The sequence below is a fragment of the Bacillus sp. N3378-2at genome, from assembly GCF_033412715.1.
GTDB lineage: Bacteria > Bacillota > Bacilli > Bacillales > Bacillaceae > Bacillus > Bacillus subtilis.
The window spans coordinates 1,020,288-1,037,800 of record NZ_CP117986.1 but is presented as its reverse complement, the minus strand read 5'-3'; the positions used below and the strand labels follow the sequence as shown (position 1 = coordinate 1,037,800).

Sequence of the window (17,513 nt, the reverse complement as noted above, 5' to 3'; positions counted from 1 at the left end):
ATAACAATGCAATCCTTGAATTATGAAGATCAGGTGCTTTGGACGCGCTGGAAAGAGTGGAAAGATCCTAAAGCCGGTGACGACTTAATGCGCCGTTACATGCCGCTTGTCACATATCATGTAGGCAGAATTTCTGTCGGGCTGCCGAAATCAGTGCATAAAGACGATCTTATGAGCCTTGGTATGCTTGGTTTATATGATGCCCTTGAAAAATTTGACCCCAGCCGGGACTTAAAATTTGATACCTACGCCTCGTTTAGAATTCGCGGCGCAATCATAGACGGGCTTCGTAAAGAAGATTGGCTGCCCAGAACCTCGCGCGAAAAAACAAAAAAGGTTGAAGCAGCAATTGAAAAGCTTGAACAGCGGTATCTTCGGAATGTATCGCCCGCGGAAATTGCAGAGGAACTCGGAATGACGGTACAGGATGTCGTGTCAACAATGAATGAAGGTTTTTTTGCAAATCTGCTGTCAATTGATGAAAAGCTCCATGATCAAGATGATGGGGAAAACATTCAAGTCATGATCAGAGATGACAAAAATGTTCCGCCTGAAGAAAAGATTATGAAGGATGAACTGATTGCACAGCTTGCGGAAAAAATTCACGAACTCTCTGAAAAAGAACAGCTGGTTGTCAGTTTGTTCTACAAAGAGGAGTTGACACTGACAGAAATCGGACAAGTATTAAATCTTTCTACGTCCCGCATATCTCAGATCCATTCAAAGGCATTATTTAAATTAAAGAATCTGCTGGAAAAAGTGATACAATAATGAATTTCATGGTTAGCGAGTGAAAAACATGTCAACACTATTATGGCTTTTAAGCTTTACGCTCCACGGCGTTCTTCTGTACGCTGTCATTATCCTGTATACGAGGCTCGCTGCAGTGAAAGAAACAGAAAAACAGCAAAAACAGATACTTGAAGAGACGGAAAACACCTTGGCGGCATTTCTGCTTGAATTAAAAGAAGAAAATGAGAAACTGATAGAAAATAAAGCTTCATCTGCAAGTCAATCAGATGAAGAATCCCAAAAGTCAGGCCTTCAGACCTCTGAAACATATCAAGAGCGGGATCCAGTCCAAGAGGCAGAGAATCTTCCTGAACATATTGAAGGTCTGATTACAGAGGTTGACCGTCGGGAAGAGCTCGTAAACAGTGAGGTCCAATCATTTGAAGACCAGGTCATAGAATTATATGAACAGGGATATTCGGCAAGTCAAATTGCCCAGAAAATGAAGAGCGGAAAGACAGAAATCGAGCTATTTTTAAAATTTCGCTCCAAAGGTGTAAAGGATTCTTGATTGTCGGATAAAGCTGTGTTATATTATGTCTTGGTGTTAAATACACACGCTTAACGATTTATGCAGAGGGTGCTGCAGGCGGCAGTTCTGCACAAAAATGACCTAAGCGGAGGAAAAAAACCATTATATTAGGAGGAAATAACATGTCAGTCATTTCTATGAAGCAATTGCTTGAAGCTGGTGTTCACTTCGGTCACCAAACACGCCGTTGGAACCCAAAAATGAAGCGTTACATTTTCACGGAGCGTAACGGAATCTACATCATTGACCTTCAAAAAACAGTCAAAAAAGTAGAGGAAGCTTACAACTTCACTAAAAATCTTGCTGCTGAAGGCGGAAAAATCCTTTTCGTCGGAACAAAAAAACAAGCTCAAGATTCTGTTAAAGAAGAAGCTCAACGCTCTGGCATGTACTATGTCAACCAACGCTGGTTGGGCGGTACATTAACAAACTTCGAAACAATCCAAAAACGTATTAAACGTCTTAAAGACATTGAAAAAATGCAAGAAAACGGTACGTTTGATGTACTTCCTAAAAAAGAAGTTGTTCAATTGAAAAAAGAATTAGAGCGTCTTGAAAAATTCCTAGGCGGAATTAAAGATATGAAGGATCTTCCTGATGCATTATTCATCATCGATCCTCGCAAAGAGCGCATCGCTGTTGCGGAAGCTCGCAAATTAAACATCCCTATCATCGGTATCGTAGATACTAACTGTGATCCAGATGAAATCGATGTTGTTATCCCAGCGAACGATGACGCTATCCGCGCTGTTAAACTTCTAACTTCTAAAATGGCAGATGCAATCTTAGAAGCGAAGCAAGGCGAAGAAGAAGCGGAAGTTGCTGAAGAAACTGCACCAGAAACAGAAACAACAACTGCGTAACCTATTCAAAAGGTGATAAGAGGGACTGCCTTTTATCACCTTTTTTCAAGAAAAATGTGTAATATACATACTCTTGTTTAAACATATAAGGAGGAATACAAATGGCAATTACTGCACAGCAAGTAAAAGAACTGCGTGAAAAAACTGGCGCGGGCATGATGGATTGTAAAAAAGCGTTAACTGAAACTGACGGAGATATGGACAAAGCAATTGACCTTTTAAGAGAAAAAGGGATTGCAAAAGCAGCGAAAAAAGCTGACCGTATCGCAGCAGAAGGTTCTACTCTTATTAAAACTGACGGCAACAAAGGCGTTATCCTAGAAGTAAACTCTGAAACTGATTTCGTTGCGAAAAACGAAGGTTTTAAAGAGCTTCTTAACACTTTAGCTGACCACCTTCTTGCAAACACGCCAGCTGATGTTGAAGAAGCAATGGGCCAAAAAATGGAAAATGGCTCAACTGTTGAAGAGTACATCACAAGCGCAGTTGCTAAAATCGGTGAGAAAATCACTCTTCGCCGCTTTACAGTTCTTACAAAAGACGACAGCTCTGCATTCGGTGCTTACCTTCACATGGGCGGCCGCATCGGTGTATTAACTGTTCTCAACGGTACAACTGATGAAGAAACTGCGAAAGATATCGCAATGCACGTTGCTGCGGTTAACCCTCGTTACATTTCTCGTGATCAAGTATCTGAAGAAGAAACAAATCATGAGCGTCAAATCTTAACTCAGCAAGCCCTCCAAGAAGGCAAACCTGAAAACATCGTAGCGAAAATGGTTGAAGGCCGTCTGAACAAATTCTTCGAAGAAATTTGTCTATTAGACCAAGCGTTCGTTAAAAACCCAGATGAAAAAGTGAAACAAGTTATTGCAGCGAAAAACGCTACTGTTCAAACTTTTGTCCGCTATGAAGTTGGAGAAGGCATCGAAAAACGTCAAGAAAACTTTGCTGAAGAAGTAATGAACCAAGTGAAAAAATAATGGTGAAAAGATTTCGCGGCTAAGTCGCGTCTTTTCAGGCAGTATAGGGGACACATTTTGTGTTCCCTATTTTTAAAACTATATTTACAAACCTTTTTTTCTCTTGCATAATAGAAAACGGCAATGTTTACACTTGGAGGTTATCATGGAAAAACCAAAATACAAACGTATCGTATTAAAGCTTAGCGGGGAAGCATTGGCAGGAGAACAGGGAAATGGAATTAACCCGACTGTCATTCAATCCATTGCAAAGCAAGTGAAGGAAATCGCTGAGCTTGAAGTCGAAGTGGCTGTTGTAGTAGGCGGCGGCAACTTATGGCGCGGAAAAACAGGAAGTGACCTGGGCATGGACCGCGCGACTGCTGACTATATGGGAATGCTGGCGACAGTAATGAATTCGCTTGCTCTTCAAGACAGCTTGGAAACACTCGGAATCCAGTCCAGAGTGCAAACATCCATTGAAATGAGACAAGTTGCTGAACCGTACATAAGAAGAAAAGCGATACGCCACTTAGAGAAAAAACGTGTCGTTATTTTCGCTGCGGGCACAGGAAACCCATATTTCTCAACTGATACGACAGCTGCACTGCGGGCTGCTGAAATTGAGGCAGACGTTATTTTGATGGCTAAAAATAACGTTGACGGTGTGTATAATGCTGATCCTAGAAAAGATGAATCAGCTGTTAAGTATGAATCACTTTCTTATCTTGACGTTCTTAAAGACGGCCTGGAAGTCATGGATTCAACAGCTTCCTCTTTATGCATGGACAATGACATTCCGCTTATCGTCTTTTCTATTATGGAAGAAGGAAATATCAAACGTGCCGTTATCGGTGAATCAATCGGAACGATCGTGAGGGGGAAATAACGTGTCAAAAGAAGTATTAACTCAAACAAAAGAAAAAATGGAAAAAGCAATTGCTGCTTATCAGCGCGAATTGGCTACTGTACGCGCAGGCCGTGCAAATCCATCATTATTAGATAAAGTAACGGTTGAATATTACGGAGCGCAGACACCTTTAAATCAGTTGTCTTCTATTAACGTGCCTGAAGCTCGTATGCTCGTTATCACACCATACGACAAAACAGCAATCGGCGATATCGAAAAAGCGATTTTAAAAGCTGATTTAGGTCTTACACCAACAAGTGACGGCAATATGATTCGAATTGCAATTCCGGCACTAACAGAAGAGAGACGGAAAGAATTAGTGAAAGTTGTAAAAAAATACGCTGAAGAAGCAAAAGTAGCTGTTCGTAACGTTCGCCGTGATGCTAACGATGATCTCAAAAAACTTGAGAAAAACGGAGACATTACTGAGGATGAACTGCGTGCTTCCACTGAAGACGTTCAAAAACTGACAGATGAATATGTGTCAAAAATTGACAGTGTCACAAAAGACAAAGAAAAAGAAATCATGGAAGTTTAATGAAAAACTATGTACAATAGATAATAGTGAAAAGACCCTCTCATGTTTACAGGGGGTTTTTTTGTTAATACTGTTGATTACATTGATTATCAGCAGGGAATGTAACCTTTTTGGGTGACGGAGGAATCTCATGCTCAACATACTCAAAAATTGGAAGAATCAGCAAACTGCGGCTTCCAACTTAGAACGTTATACAAAAGAAGACATACTTAAGGGAGAAATTCCCGAACACATCGCCATTATCATGGATGGAAATGGCCGTTGGGCTAAAAAACGCTCTCTTCCCAGAATTGCAGGCCACCATGAAGGGATGAAGGTGGTAAAAAGGACCACGAAGCTCGCAAACGAATTAGGTGTCAAAGTACTGACATTGTATGCATTTTCAACAGAAAACTGGAAAAGACCGAAAATGGAAGTCGATTTTTTAATGAAGCTTCCGGAAGAATTTTTGAATACGTATCTTCCAGAGCTTGTTGAGGAAAATGTACAGGTTCGGATCATTGGGGATGAAACGGCTTTGCCGGCGCACACATTACGTGCGATTGAAAAAGCTGTACAGGACACGGCGCAAAACGACGGAATGATCCTTAATTTTGCTCTTAACTATGGAGGCCGTACTGAAATTGTCAGTGCTGCAAAATCACTCGCGGAAAAAGTGAAGGAAGGCTCTTTGAATATTGAAGACATTGATGAATCGCTTTTTTCTACTTATTTGATGACTGAATCTTTGCAGGATCCTGAACTTTTAATTCGAACGAGCGGCGAGATAAGGCTGAGTAATTTTATGCTATGGCAGGTTGCCTACAGTGAATTTGTCTTTACTGACGTCTTGTGGCCTGACTTTAAAGAAGATCACTTCTTGCAGGCGTTAGGAGAGTTTCAGCAGAGAGGCCGGAGGTTTGGCGGAATTTAGAGGATGGTGGACATGAAACAAAGAATTTTGACAGGTGTTCTGGCAGCAATTGTATTTTTATTTTTGGTTATTGTCGGGAAATTGCCGTTCACCATATTAATTTATGCTATGGGCAGTGTGGCGCTTTTTGAACTTTTACGGATGAAAAAGCTGAAGCTGGTTTCACTGCCGGGTTTGATCGGTCTTTTATTATTGTGGATGTTCTTATTGCCAAGCCAGTATTCGTTTTTTGAAGCGGACGGAATTTCCAAAATGGAAATCGCTTTATTTGCGGTACTGCTATTGCTGACTTACACAGTGTTGGTCAAGAACACCTTTACTTTTGATGAAGTCGGGTTTATTACGCTTGCAGCAATTTACATCGGAATGTGTTTTCATTATTTTATCGAAATCAGAAATCTTGACCAATACGGATTAACATACATTTTTTATGCGTGTGTTGTCATTTGGTCCACCGATTCCGGTGCCTATTTTGTCGGTAAATCGCTTGGGAAGCGGAAACTGTGGCCTGAAATCAGTCCGAATAAAACAGTGGAAGGGTTTGCAGGCGGAATTGTCATCGCACTTGTATTGGCGACGATTTTTCAGCTTGTTGCACAACTTCCGATCCCGTATATCTATCTGCTGTTGATCACGCTGTTTTTGTCTGTTTTCGGACAACTTGGAGATTTAGTGGAATCCGCCTTGAAAAGACATTACGATGTAAAGGATTCTGGGAAAATTCTTCCCGGGCATGGCGGTATATTAGACCGTTTTGACAGTTTCTTGTTTGTCATGCCTTTCTTGTACTTTCTGCTTGCCCTTTTTTCATAAAAAAGTCTAATATGAATATGAGACTGATCATGCAGCAATAAGAATAGGAGTAGTGGCAACTTTGAAAAATATTTGTCTTTTAGGAGCAACAGGATCAATCGGCGAACAGACTCTTGATGTACTGCGTGCACATCAAGATCAATTTCAGCTGGTATCTATGTCGTTTGGCAGAAATATTGATAAGGCCGTTCCAATGATTGAGGTCTTTCAGCCGAAGTTTGTCTCTGTCGGTGATCTGGATACATATCATAAATTAAAACAAATGTCTTTTTCTTTTGAATGCCAAATCGGGTTGGGAGAAGAAGGACTGATAGAAGCAGCAGTGATGGAGGAGGTTGACATTGTTGTCAACGCTTTGCTTGGAAGCGTCGGTCTTATCCCGACGTTAAAGGCGATTGAACAGAAAAAAACAATTGCGCTTGCAAATAAGGAAACTCTTGTCACTGCAGGGCATATAGTAAAAGAACATGCTAAGAAATATGATGTTCCGCTGCTGCCTGTTGACAGTGAGCATTCAGCCATTTTTCAAGCTCTTCAAGGCGAACAGGTTAAAAACATTGAACGCCTCATCATTACGGCATCCGGCGGAAGTTTTCGGGACAAGACGCGGGAGGAGCTCGAATCAGTAACTGTTGAAGATGCATTAAAACATCCAAACTGGTCAATGGGTGCAAAAATTACAATTGATTCGGCTACAATGATGAATAAGGGATTAGAGGTGATCGAGGCACACTGGCTTTTCGATGTACCTTATGAACAAATTGATGTGGTTTTACATAAGGAGAGCATCATCCATTCAATGGTTGAGTTCCATGATAAAAGTGTGATCGCACAGCTCGGAACTCCGGATATGAGAGTCCCCATTCAATATGCGCTCACTTATCCTGACCGATTGCCATTACCAGATGCGAAAAGGCTTGAATTATGGGAAATCGGCAGCCTTCATTTTGAGAAAGCTGATTTTGACAGGTTCCGATGCTTACAATTTGCTTTTGAATCAGGTAAAATAGGAGGAACAATGCCGACAGTGCTAAATGCGGCAAATGAAGTAGCTGTCGCTGCCTTTTTAGCTGGCAAGATACCGTTTTTGGCTATTGAAGACTGTATCGAAAAGGCACTAACCCGCCATCAATTACTGAAAAAACCGAGCCTGGCGGACATTCAAGAAGTGGACAAAGATACCCGGGGATACGTCAATTCAATACTCACATAAGGTGGTATGTTCGTGAATACAGTTATAGCGTTTATCATTATTTTCGGAACGCTCGTTTTCTTCCATGAACTGGGCCATTTATTGCTAGCCCAAAGAGCGGGAATTCTCTGCCGTGAATTTGCGATCGGCTTCGGTCCAAAGATTTTTTCTTTCAAAAAAAATGAAACAGTTTATACGATCAGGCTGCTTCCGGTCGGCGGATTTGTTCGTATGGCCGGCGAAGATCCGGAAATGATTGAGGTGAAACCCGGATACACGGTCGGGCTTCTGTTTAATAAGGAAGATCAAGTTGAGAAAGTCATCATCAATCAAAAGGAAAAATATCCGGATGCTTTAGTCATTGAAGTGGAAACAGCGGATTTAGAGCATGACATGAAGATCACCGGTTATGAACAGGGGAAAGAGGACGAACTTTCCAGCTTTACTGTCAGCGAAACATCCTTTTTTATTGTAGACGGAGAAGAAGTGCAGATTGCGCCGTATAATCGCCAATTTGGTTCCAAACCTGTGTGGCAGCGGATTAAAGCAATTGCTGCAGGGCCGATTATGAACTTTATTTTAGCTTACGTCATTTTAGTGATGCTTGGGCTGATTCAAGGCGTACCGTCAAATGAACCTATGCTCGGGCAGCTGACAGACAATGGACGGGCAGCTGAAGCAGGGCTAAAAGAAGGGGATTATATCCAAAGCATTAACGGAGAGAAAATGAGGTCTTGGACTGACATTGTCTCCGCTGTAAAAGAAAACCCGGAGAAAGAAATGGACGTTGCAGTAAAAAGAGATAACAAAACGCTTCATATTTCGGTGACTCCGGAAGCTGTTAAAGATGAGAACAAAAAAACAATCGGACGTTTCGGTTCCTATGCGCCGACTGAAAAAGGCGTACTCTCAGCGGTTGCTTACGGCGCGACATCAACAGTTGATGTCACCAAAGCCATTTTAACCAATCTGAGCAAATTAGTAACAGGCCAATTTAAACTCGATATGCTGTCAGGTCCTGTCGGCATATATGACATGACAGACCAAGTGGCGAAAACAGGGATCGTGAATTTATTTCAGTTTGCGGCGTTTTTAAGCATTAATCTTGGGATTGTCAACCTGCTTCCGATTCCGGCACTTGACGGAGGAAGACTGTTGTTTCTATTTATTGAAGCGATTCGGGGCAAACCGATTAACAGGGAAAAAGAAGCATTTGTTGTGTTTATCGGAGTAGCTTTCTTAATGCTTCTTATGCTGGTTGTCACATGGAACGATATCCAGCGGCTGTTTTTGTAAACGAAAAGTAAATCAATCAGAGGTGCGAAGAAATGAGACAAAGCTTGACGCTTATTCCTACGCTCCGTGAAGTTCCAGCTGATGCCGAAGCAAAAAGTCATCAGCTTCTTCTGAGAGCAGGATTTATCAGACAGAATACGAGCGGGGTATACAGCTATATGCCTCTTGCGTATAAGGTGATTCAAAACATTCAGCAGATTGTTCGAGAGGAAATGGAGAAAATTGATGCCGTAGAAATGCTCATGCCCGCATTGCAGCAGGCAGAGACATGGCAGGAATCAGGCAGATGGTATACGTATGGTCCCGAACTGATGAGACTAAAAGACCGTCATGGCCGTGAATTTGCTTTAGGGGCAACGCATGAAGAGGTTATCACTTCGCTTGTTCGCGATGAGGTTAAATCTTATAAGCGTCTCCCTCTGACTCTTTATCAAATTCAGTCTAAGTTCAGAGATGAAAAACGTCCTCGCTTCGGTTTGTTAAGAGGCCGCGAATTTATTATGAAGGATGCGTACTCTTTCCATGCATCTGCAGAGAGCCTGGATGAAACGTATCAAAAAATGTACGAGGCCTATTCTAATATTTTTGCCCGCTGCGGCATTAATGTAAGACCTGTTATCGCTGATTCAGGCGCAATGGGAGGAAAGGATACGCACGAATTTATGGCACTTTCTGCGATCGGAGAGGATACGATTGCGTATTCTGATGAATCACAGTACGCGGCTAATATCGAGATGGCTGAAGTTCTTCACCAGGAAGTTCCTTCAGATGAAGAGCCTAAAGCTCTAGAGAAGGTTCATACGCCTAACGTGAAAACAATCGAAGAACTGACTGCGTTCTTACAGGTTTCGGCTGAAGCGTGCATTAAGTCAGTATTGTTTAAAGCTGATGACCGTTTTGTCTTAGTGCTTGTAAGAGGGGATCATGAAGTTAACGATATTAAAGTGAAAAACTTGCTTCATGCAGAAGTTGTAGAGCTTGCTACACATGAAGAGGTCATTCAGCAGCTCGGAACAGAGCCAGGCTTTGTAGGCCCTGTCGGTATTCATCAGGATGTGGAAGTATATGCCGATCAAGCTGTGAAAGCAATGGTTAATGCTGTTGCCGGGGCAAATGAAGGAGATCATCATTATAAAAATGTCAATGTGAATCGTGACGCGCAAATTAAAGAATTTGCTGATCTTCGTTTTATTAAAGAAGGTGATCCTTCACCAGACGGCAAGGGAACGATCCGTTTTGCTGAGGGAATCGAAGTCGGACAAGTCTTTAAGCTCGGAACACGCTATTCAGAAGCGATGAATGCGACATATTTAGATGAAAACGGACGCGCGCAGCCAATGCTGATGGGCTGTTACGGAATCGGTGTGTCAAGAACGCTTTCTGCTATTGCTGAACAGCATCACGACGAAAAAGGCTTAATATGGCCAAAAAGCGTTGCGCCGTACGATCTTCATATTCTTGCTTTGAACATGAAAAACGATGGGCAAAGAGAGCTTGCTGAAAAGCTGTATGCCGATTTAAAAGCGGAAGGCTATGAAGTGCTCTATGATGACCGTGCTGAGCGTGCCGGCGTAAAATTCGCTGATTCAGATTTAATCGGCCTTCCAATCCGCATCACTGTCGGAAAACGAGCTGACGAAGGAATCGTCGAAGTGAAAATTCGTCAAACTGGTGAGTCAACTGAGATTTCAGTAGACGAATTATCTGCGTTTATCAGCAAGCAGTAATCACCATAACGATTTATCAAAAAACATGTTAAAATAGAAATAATAGAAGGTACCTCATTGCCTGAGGTACCTTCACTTATGATGTTTTTAGGGAGGGATACTGTCTTAATGGAACAGTTATCAGTAAACAGAAGGCAGTTTCAAATTCTTCTGCAGCAGATTAATATGACAGATGATACCTTCATGACATACTTTGAACATGGCGAGATTAAAAAGCTGACAATTCACAAAGCTTCTAAGTCTTGGCATTTTCATTTTCAATTTAAATCTTTGCTGCCTTTTCAAATATATGACACATTAACAACGAGGCTGACGCAATCGTTTGCCCACATAGCAAAAGTGACATCTTCAATTGAAGTTCAGGATGCCGAGGTCAGTGAAAGTATCGTTCAAGACTACTGGTCACGCTGCATTGAAGAACTGCAGGGCATTTCGCCGCCGATTATCAGTCTTTTAAACCAGCAAAAACCGAAGCTGAAGGGCAATAAACTGATTGTCAAAACCAAAACGGATACAGAAGCGGCTGCGCTAAAAAACAAATACAGTTCCATGATTCAAGCAGGCTACCGTCAATTTGGCTTTCCGGATCTTCAGCTTGATGCTGAAATATTTGTATCCGAGCAGGAAGTTCAAAAGTTTCGGGAGCAAAAGCTTGCGGAAGACCAAGAGCGGGCTATGCAGGCCTTGATTGAAATGGAGAAGAAAGATAAAGAAAGTGATGAAGACCAAGCACCATCTGGTCCTCTTGTTATCGGTTATCAAATTAAAGATAACGAGGAAATCCGGACACTTGACAGCATCATGGACGAAGAACGGAGAATTACGGTCCAAGGTTATGTGTTTGATGTGGAGACGCGCGAGCTGAAGAGCGGGCGCACGCTGTGTATCTTCAAAATTACAGACTATACAAATAGTATTTTGATCAAAATGTTTGCACGTGAAAAAGAAGATGCGGCACTGATGAAGTCTCTGAAAAAAGGAATGTGGGTAAAAGCACGCGGAAGCATTCAAAATGATACATTTGTCAGAGACCTTGTCATGATCGCAAATGACGTAAACGAAATAAAAGCAAAAACCCGTGAAGATTCAGCACCTGAAGGAGAAAAAAGAGTGGAATTGCATCTTCATTCCCCAATGAGCCAAATGGATGCTGTTACGGGTATCGGAAAGCTTGTCGAACAGGCGAAAAAATGGGGGCATGAGGCCATCGCTTTAACCGACCATGCTGTCGTTCAATCCTTCCCTGATGCGTATTCTGCGGCCAAAAAGCATGGAATTAAAATGATTTACGGGATGGAAGCGAATCTCGTGGATGATGGCGTGCCAATTGCTTATAATGCCGCACATCGTCTGCTCGAAGAAGAAACATATGTTGTTTTTGACGTTGAGACGACAGGATTGTCTGCTGTATACGATACCATTATTGAGCTGGCTGCAGTAAAAGTAAAAGGCGGAGAAATTATTGATAAATTTGAGGCGTTTGCGAACCCGCATCGTCCACTTTCAGCCACAATCATAGAGCTGACAGGGATCACTGATGATATGCTACAAGACGCTCCGGATGTCGTAGATGTAATAAGAGATTTCAGAGAATGGATTGGCGATGATATCCTTGTCGCTCATAATGCAAGCTTTGATATGGGATTCTTAAATGTAGCCTATAAAAAGCTTCTTGAAGTCGATAAAGCTAAAAACCCAGTCATTGACACGCTAGAACTAGGACGTTTTCTCTATCCTGAATTTAAGAACCACCGGTTGAACACACTTTGTAAAAAGTTTGATATCGAACTCACACAGCATCACCGTGCGATCTATGATACTGAGGCAACCGCTTATTTGCTTCTGAAAATGCTGAAAGACGCAGCTGAAAAAGGTATTCAGTACCATGATGAGTTGAATGAAAATATGGGTCAGTCCAATGCTTATCAAAGATCAAGACCGTATCATGCAACATTACTTGCCGTGAACAGCACGGGACTTAAAAATTTATTTAAGCTTGTGTCACTTTCTCATATTCATTATTTTTACAGAGTGCCGCGTATTCCGAGATCTCAGCTTGAGAAATACAGGGAAGGGCTGCTGATCGGTTCTGCCTGTGACAGGGGAGAGGTTTTTGAGGGAATGATGCAAAAATCGCCTGAAGAGGTGGAAGATATCGCGTCATTCTATGATTACCTTGAGGTTCAGCCGCCTGAAGTGTATCGTCACTTGCTGGAGCTTGAACTGGTCCGTGATGAAAAAGCGCTGAAAGAAATTATTGCGAATATCACGAAGCTGGGGGAAAAGCTTAATAAACCGGTTGTTGCTACGGGAAATGTTCATTACTTGAATGATGAGGATAAAATCTACAGAAAGATTTTAATATCCTCACAAGGCGGGGCAAATCCGCTGAATAGGCATGAACTGCCGAAAGTGCATTTCAGAACGACAGACGAAATGCTTGAAGCTTTTTCTTTCTTAGGTGAAGAAAAAGCGAAGGAGATCGTAGTCACCAATACCCAAAAGGTTGCTTCTTTAGTTGATGACATCAAGCCGATTAAAGATGATTTATATACGCCGAAAATCGAAGGCGCCGATGAAGAGATCAGAGAAATGAGCTATCAGCGTGCAAGAAGTATTTACGGGGAAGAGCTGCCTGAAATTGTCGAAGCGCGTATTGAAAAAGAGTTAAAGAGTATTATTGGCCACGGATTTGCTGTTATTTACTTGATCTCTCACAAACTTGTAAAACGTTCACTAGATGACGGGTATCTCGTTGGTTCCCGTGGTTCCGTAGGATCTTCATTAGTTGCGACACTTACTGAGATTACTGAGGTAAACCCGCTGCCGCCGCACTATGTTTGTCCTGAGTGTCAGCATTCTGAGTTCTTTAATGACGGTTCTGTCGGTTCTGGTTTTGACCTGCCTGACAAGACATGTCCTCATTGCGGAACGCCTTTGAAAAAAGAGGGCCATGATATTCCATTTGAAACGTTCTTAGGATTTAAAGGGGACAAAGTACCTGATATCGATTTGAACTTCTCAGGGGAATATCAGCCGCAAGCACACAATTACACAAAAGTATTGTTCGGGGAAGACAATGTATATCGTGCGGGAACAATAGGCACGGTGGCAGAAAAAACAGCCTACGGTTATGTAAAAGGCTATGCCGGAGACAACAATCTTCATATGCGCGGTGCCGAAATAGATCGGCTCGTACAGGGATGCACAGGTGTAAAACGTACAACTGGACAACACCCTGGCGGTATTATCGTAGTTCCGGATTATATGGATATTTATGATTTTTCACCGATCCAGTTTCCGGCAGATGCCACAGGTTCAGAGTGGAAAACGACTCATTTTGATTTCCACTCCATCCATGACAACCTGTTAAAACTTGATATTCTCGGACACGATGACCCGACTGTTATTCGGATGCTTCAAGACTTAAGCGGAATAGATCCGAAAACAATTCCGACGGATGATCCTGAAGTGATGAAGATCTTCCAGGGAACCGAATCACTCGGTGTGACTGAAGAACAGATTGGCTGTAAAACGGGCACTCTTGGAATTCCTGAATTCGGAACCCGATTTGTCCGGCAGATGCTTGAAGATACAAAGCCGACCACTTTTTCTGAGCTCGTTCAAATTTCAGGCTTGTCTCACGGAACTGATGTATGGCTTGGCAATGCACAGGAGCTCATCCACAATAATATTTGTGAGCTGAGTGAGGTTATCGGCTGCCGTGATGACATTATGGTTTATTTAATCTATCAAGGCCTTGAGCCGTCCCTTGCCTTTAAAATCATGGAATTCGTGCGTAAAGGAAAAGGATTAACGCCTGAATGGGAAGAAGAAATGAAAAATAACAATGTCCCAGACTGGTATATTGATTCCTGTAAAAAGATTAAATACATGTTCCCGAAAGCCCACGCCGCGGCATATGTCTTAATGGCAGTCCGCATTGCTTACTTTAAAGTGCATCATGCTCTTTTGTATTATGCGGCTTATTTTACCGTTCGTGCAGATGACTTTGATATCGATACAATGATCAAGGGCTCTACAGCAATCAGAGCGGTAATGGAGGATATAAACGCTAAAGGCCTTGATGCTTCACCGAAGGAAAAGAACCTTCTGACTGTTTTAGAATTAGCGCTTGAGATGTGTGAGAGAGGCTATTCATTTCAAAAAGTCGATTTATATCGCTCCAGCGCTACAGAGTTTATTATTGACGGCAACAGTCTTATTCCACCGTTTAACTCTATTCCAGGATTAGGGACGAACGCTGCTTTGAACATTGTAAAAGCTCGCGAAGAAGGCGAGTTCCTCTCAAAAGAAGATTTGCAAAAGAGAGGGAAAGTATCAAAAACGATTTTAGAGTACTTAGATCGCCATGGCTGTCTGGAGTCACTGCCTGATCAAAACCAATTGTCACTGTTCTAATATGGAAAGCAGAATTTCTCAGAAATTCTGCTTCTATGCATACATAAGCGCAAAAAGTGCCATCGTAATATTAGAGTTTCTGTCACTTGCTTAGGTATGAAGGTAAGCGTATATCCATTTGCAATAAAAATATGGTTATGGTATAGTTTTATTGGAAATGCTAACGATTACCGAGGCAAAGAGTGGGGAAACCCGCTCTTTTGTATTGAACAGGAGAATTTTGTCTCGACATGTTCATCGTTTACTTTTTAGCCCCTGCTCTTTTGAAGCAGGGTTTTTATGCAGAGTGACGAGACGAATATGAGATCGACAGCACAAGGAGGAAGAACATGAGCAAAAAAGTGACTGACACCGTTCAAGAAATGGCTCAGCCAATCGTAGACAGCCTTCAGCTGGAACTCGTTGACATTGAATTTGTCAAAGAGGGCCAAAGCTGGTTCCTTCGCGTGTTTATTGATTCCGATGACGGTGTGGATATTGAGGAATGTGCCAAAGTAAGCGAAGCTTTAAGCGAAAAGCTTGATGAGGCAGACCCAATCAGCCAAAATTACTTTCTTGAAGTCTCATCTCCAGGAGCTGAGCGTCCGCTAAAGAAAAAAGCCGATTTCGAAAAATCACTAGGAAAAAACGTATACATTAAGACGTATGAGCCTATTGACGGCGTAAAAGTGTTTGAAGGTGAACTGGCTGAATTTGATGGACAAACAGTGACAGTTGAGATCACGATCAAAACAAGAAAGAAACGGATCAATATTCCGTATGAAAAGATAGCTAATGCAAGATTAGCTGTTACATTCTAATGAATACAAATGTTTTAAGGGGGGAGACCGTTAAATGAGCAGTGAATTATTAGATGCTCTCACGATTCTTGAAAAAGAAAAAGGCATCAGTAAAGAAATTATCATCGAAGCAATCGAAGCTGCGTTAATTTCTGCTTATAAGCGGAATTTTAATCAAGCGCAAAATGTACGGGTGGATCTAAACCGTGAAACTGGCTCCATCCGTGTATTTGCAAGAAAAGATGTCGTTGACGAAGTATACGACCAGAGATTAGAGATCTCAATTGAAGAGGCGCAGGGCATCCATCCGGAATATATGGTCGGCGATGTCGTCGAAATCGAAGTTACACCTAAGGATTTCGGGCGCATAGCTGCTCAAACAGCGAAGCAGGTCGTTACACAGCGTGTGCGCGAAGCTGAGCGCGGTGTGATTTATTCTGAATTTATCGACCGTGAAGAAGACATCATGACAGGGATCGTCCAGCGTCTGGACAATAAATTTATCTACGTGTCTTTAGGCAAAATCGAAGCCTTGCTGCCGGTTAATGAGCAAATGCCGAATGAAAGCTACAAACCTCATGACCGCATTAAGGTATATATCACAAAAGTAGAAAAAACAACGAAGGGCCCGCAGATTTATGTGTCAAGAACACATCCAGGCCTGTTAAAGCGTTTGTTTGAAATTGAAGTGCCTGAAATTTATGATGGAACTGTCGAGCTAAAATCTGTTGCCAGAGAAGCCGGCGACCGTTCAAAAATTTCTGTTCGCACAGATGATCCTGACGTGGATCCTGTCGGTTCATGCGTAGGGCCTAAAGGCCAGCGTGTGCAAGCAATCGTCAATGAATTAAAAGGTGAAAAAATTGACATTGTCAACTGGTCCAGTGATCCTGTAGAATTTGTCGCGAATGCGCTCAGCCCTTCCAAAGTGCTTGATGTCATTGTTAATGAAGAAGAAAAAGCGACAACTGTTATTGTTCCTGATTACCAGCTGTCTCTGGCAATTGGCAAAAGAGGACAAAACGCACGCTTAGCTGCTAAACTGACAGGCTGGAAGATTGATATTAAGAGCGAAACGGACGCAAGAGAACTTGGAATCTATCCGAGAGAACTTGAAGAAGATGATGAGCCGCTCTTTACGGAGCCTGAAACTGCTGAATCGGATGAATAAGAGGTGACTTTAGGTGAATAAACACAAAAAGATCCCATTACGCAAATGTGTAGTGACTGGTGAAATGAAGCCTAAAAAGGAACTGATCCGAGTTGTACGGTCGAAAGAAGGCGAAATCTCAGTAGACCCGACCGGAAAAAAGAATGGGCGGGGTGCTTATTTAACGCTGGATAAAGAGTGCATCTTAGCAGCAAAAAAGAAAAACACTTTGCAAAATCAATTTCAATCACAAATCGATGACCAGATTTTCGATGAATTGCTGGAACTGGCGGAAAAGGTGAAAAAATAAAATGTCTGGAATGGAATGGTTTCCCTTGCTGGGTCTGGCCAATCGAGCTCGTAAGGTCGTGTCAGGCGAAGACTTGGTAATAAAAGAAATCAGGAATGCGCGTGCAAAGCTTGTCCTGCTTACAGAGGATGCATCATCTAACACAGCAAAAAAAGTAACTGACAAGTGCAATTATTATAAAGTCCCTTATAAAAAAGTCGAGAGTCGCGCGGTTCTTGGACGCTCTATCGGTAAAGAAGCCCGTGTCGTTGTCGCCGTCACTGACCAAGGTTTTGCGAATAAGCTGATCAGCTTGCTCGATTAATATTTTTGGG

16 protein-coding genes are annotated in these 17,513 nt (G+C 42.2%); all 16 read left to right on the top strand.

Annotated features, from left to right (window positions below; genetic code table 11):
• Positions 1–6: 6 nt before the first annotated feature.
• Positions 7–771 carry an RNA polymerase sigma-28 factor SigD gene (sigD, locus tag PUN35_RS05780; protein WP_003220911.1) on the top strand — a complete coding sequence of 255 codons (765 nt, stop codon included), beginning with the start codon at positions 7–9 and terminating at the stop codon, positions 769–771.
• 28 nt (positions 772–799) lie between these two features.
• Complete coding sequence (gene swrB, locus PUN35_RS05775) at positions 800–1,303, top strand: swarming motility protein SwrB (RefSeq protein WP_033881672.1); 504 nt, start codon at positions 800–802, stop codon at positions 1,301–1,303.
• Between the two features lie 143 nt (positions 1,304–1,446).
• The gene (gene rpsB / locus PUN35_RS05770) at positions 1,447–2,187 is read left to right on the top strand and encodes a 30S ribosomal protein S2 (protein ID WP_003220918.1); all 741 of its coding nucleotides are present in this window, start codon (positions 1,447–1,449) and stop codon (positions 2,185–2,187) included.
• 101 nt (positions 2,188–2,288) lie between these two features.
• Complete coding sequence (gene tsf / locus PUN35_RS05765; RefSeq protein ID WP_003231929.1) at positions 2,289–3,170, top strand: translation elongation factor Ts; 882 nt, start codon at positions 2,289–2,291, stop codon at positions 3,168–3,170.
• 145 nt (positions 3,171–3,315) lie between these two features.
• Complete coding sequence (gene pyrH, locus PUN35_RS05760) at positions 3,316–4,038, top strand: UMP kinase (protein ID WP_003220923.1); 723 nt, start codon at positions 3,316–3,318, stop codon at positions 4,036–4,038.
• Position 4,039: 1 nt separating this feature from the next.
• Positions 4,040–4,597, top strand: coding sequence for a ribosome recycling factor (gene frr, locus PUN35_RS05755; RefSeq protein ID WP_003231927.1), 558 nt, complete (start codon positions 4,040–4,042; stop codon positions 4,595–4,597).
• A gap of 130 nt (positions 4,598–4,727) precedes the next feature.
• Positions 4,728–5,510, top strand: coding sequence for an undecaprenyl pyrophosphate synthase (locus PUN35_RS05750; RefSeq protein ID WP_003231925.1), 783 nt, complete (start codon positions 4,728–4,730; stop codon positions 5,508–5,510).
• 3 nt (positions 5,511–5,513) lie between these two features.
• Positions 5,514–6,323, top strand: coding sequence for a phosphatidate cytidylyltransferase (cdsA, locus tag PUN35_RS05745; RefSeq protein ID WP_031600506.1), 810 nt, complete (start codon positions 5,514–5,516; stop codon positions 6,321–6,323).
• Between the two features lie 61 nt (positions 6,324–6,384).
• Positions 6,385–7,536 (top strand): 1-deoxy-D-xylulose-5-phosphate reductoisomerase, encoded by a 1,152-nt coding sequence (dxr, locus tag PUN35_RS05740; protein ID WP_014479799.1) that lies wholly within the window; start codon positions 6,385–6,387, stop codon positions 7,534–7,536.
• Between the two features lie 6 nt (positions 7,537–7,542).
• Positions 7,543–8,811, top strand: a complete 1,269-nt coding sequence (gene rseP, locus PUN35_RS05735) for an RIP metalloprotease RseP (protein WP_010886508.1) — start codon at positions 7,543–7,545, stop codon at positions 8,809–8,811.
• A gap of 32 nt (positions 8,812–8,843) precedes the next feature.
• Positions 8,844–10,538, top strand: coding sequence for a proline--tRNA ligase (gene proS, locus PUN35_RS05730; RefSeq protein ID WP_003231918.1), 1,695 nt, complete (start codon positions 8,844–8,846; stop codon positions 10,536–10,538).
• Positions 10,539–10,646: 108 nt separating this feature from the next.
• Entirely contained in the window at positions 10,647–14,960 is a 4,314-nt protein-coding gene (locus PUN35_RS05725) for a PolC-type DNA polymerase III (protein WP_014479800.1), read from the top strand.
• Between the two features lie 329 nt (positions 14,961–15,289).
• Entirely contained in the window at positions 15,290–15,760 is a 471-nt protein-coding gene (rimP, locus tag PUN35_RS05720) for a ribosome maturation factor RimP (RefSeq protein WP_003231915.1), read from the top strand.
• Between the two features lie 34 nt (positions 15,761–15,794).
• Positions 15,795–16,910 carry a transcription termination factor NusA gene (nusA, locus tag PUN35_RS05715; RefSeq protein WP_003231912.1) on the top strand — a complete coding sequence of 372 codons (1,116 nt, stop codon included), beginning with the start codon at positions 15,795–15,797 and terminating at the stop codon, positions 16,908–16,910.
• A gap of 13 nt (positions 16,911–16,923) precedes the next feature.
• On the top strand, positions 16,924–17,199 hold the full coding sequence (gene rulR / locus PUN35_RS05710) for a glucose-induced regulator RulR (protein ID WP_009967250.1): 276 nt from the start codon (positions 16,924–16,926) through the stop codon (positions 17,197–17,199).
• Position 17,200: 1 nt separating this feature from the next.
• Positions 17,201–17,503 (top strand): YlxQ family RNA-binding protein, encoded by a 303-nt coding sequence (locus PUN35_RS05705; protein WP_003220946.1) that lies wholly within the window; start codon positions 17,201–17,203, stop codon positions 17,501–17,503.
• Positions 17,504–17,513 lie beyond the last annotated feature (10 nt).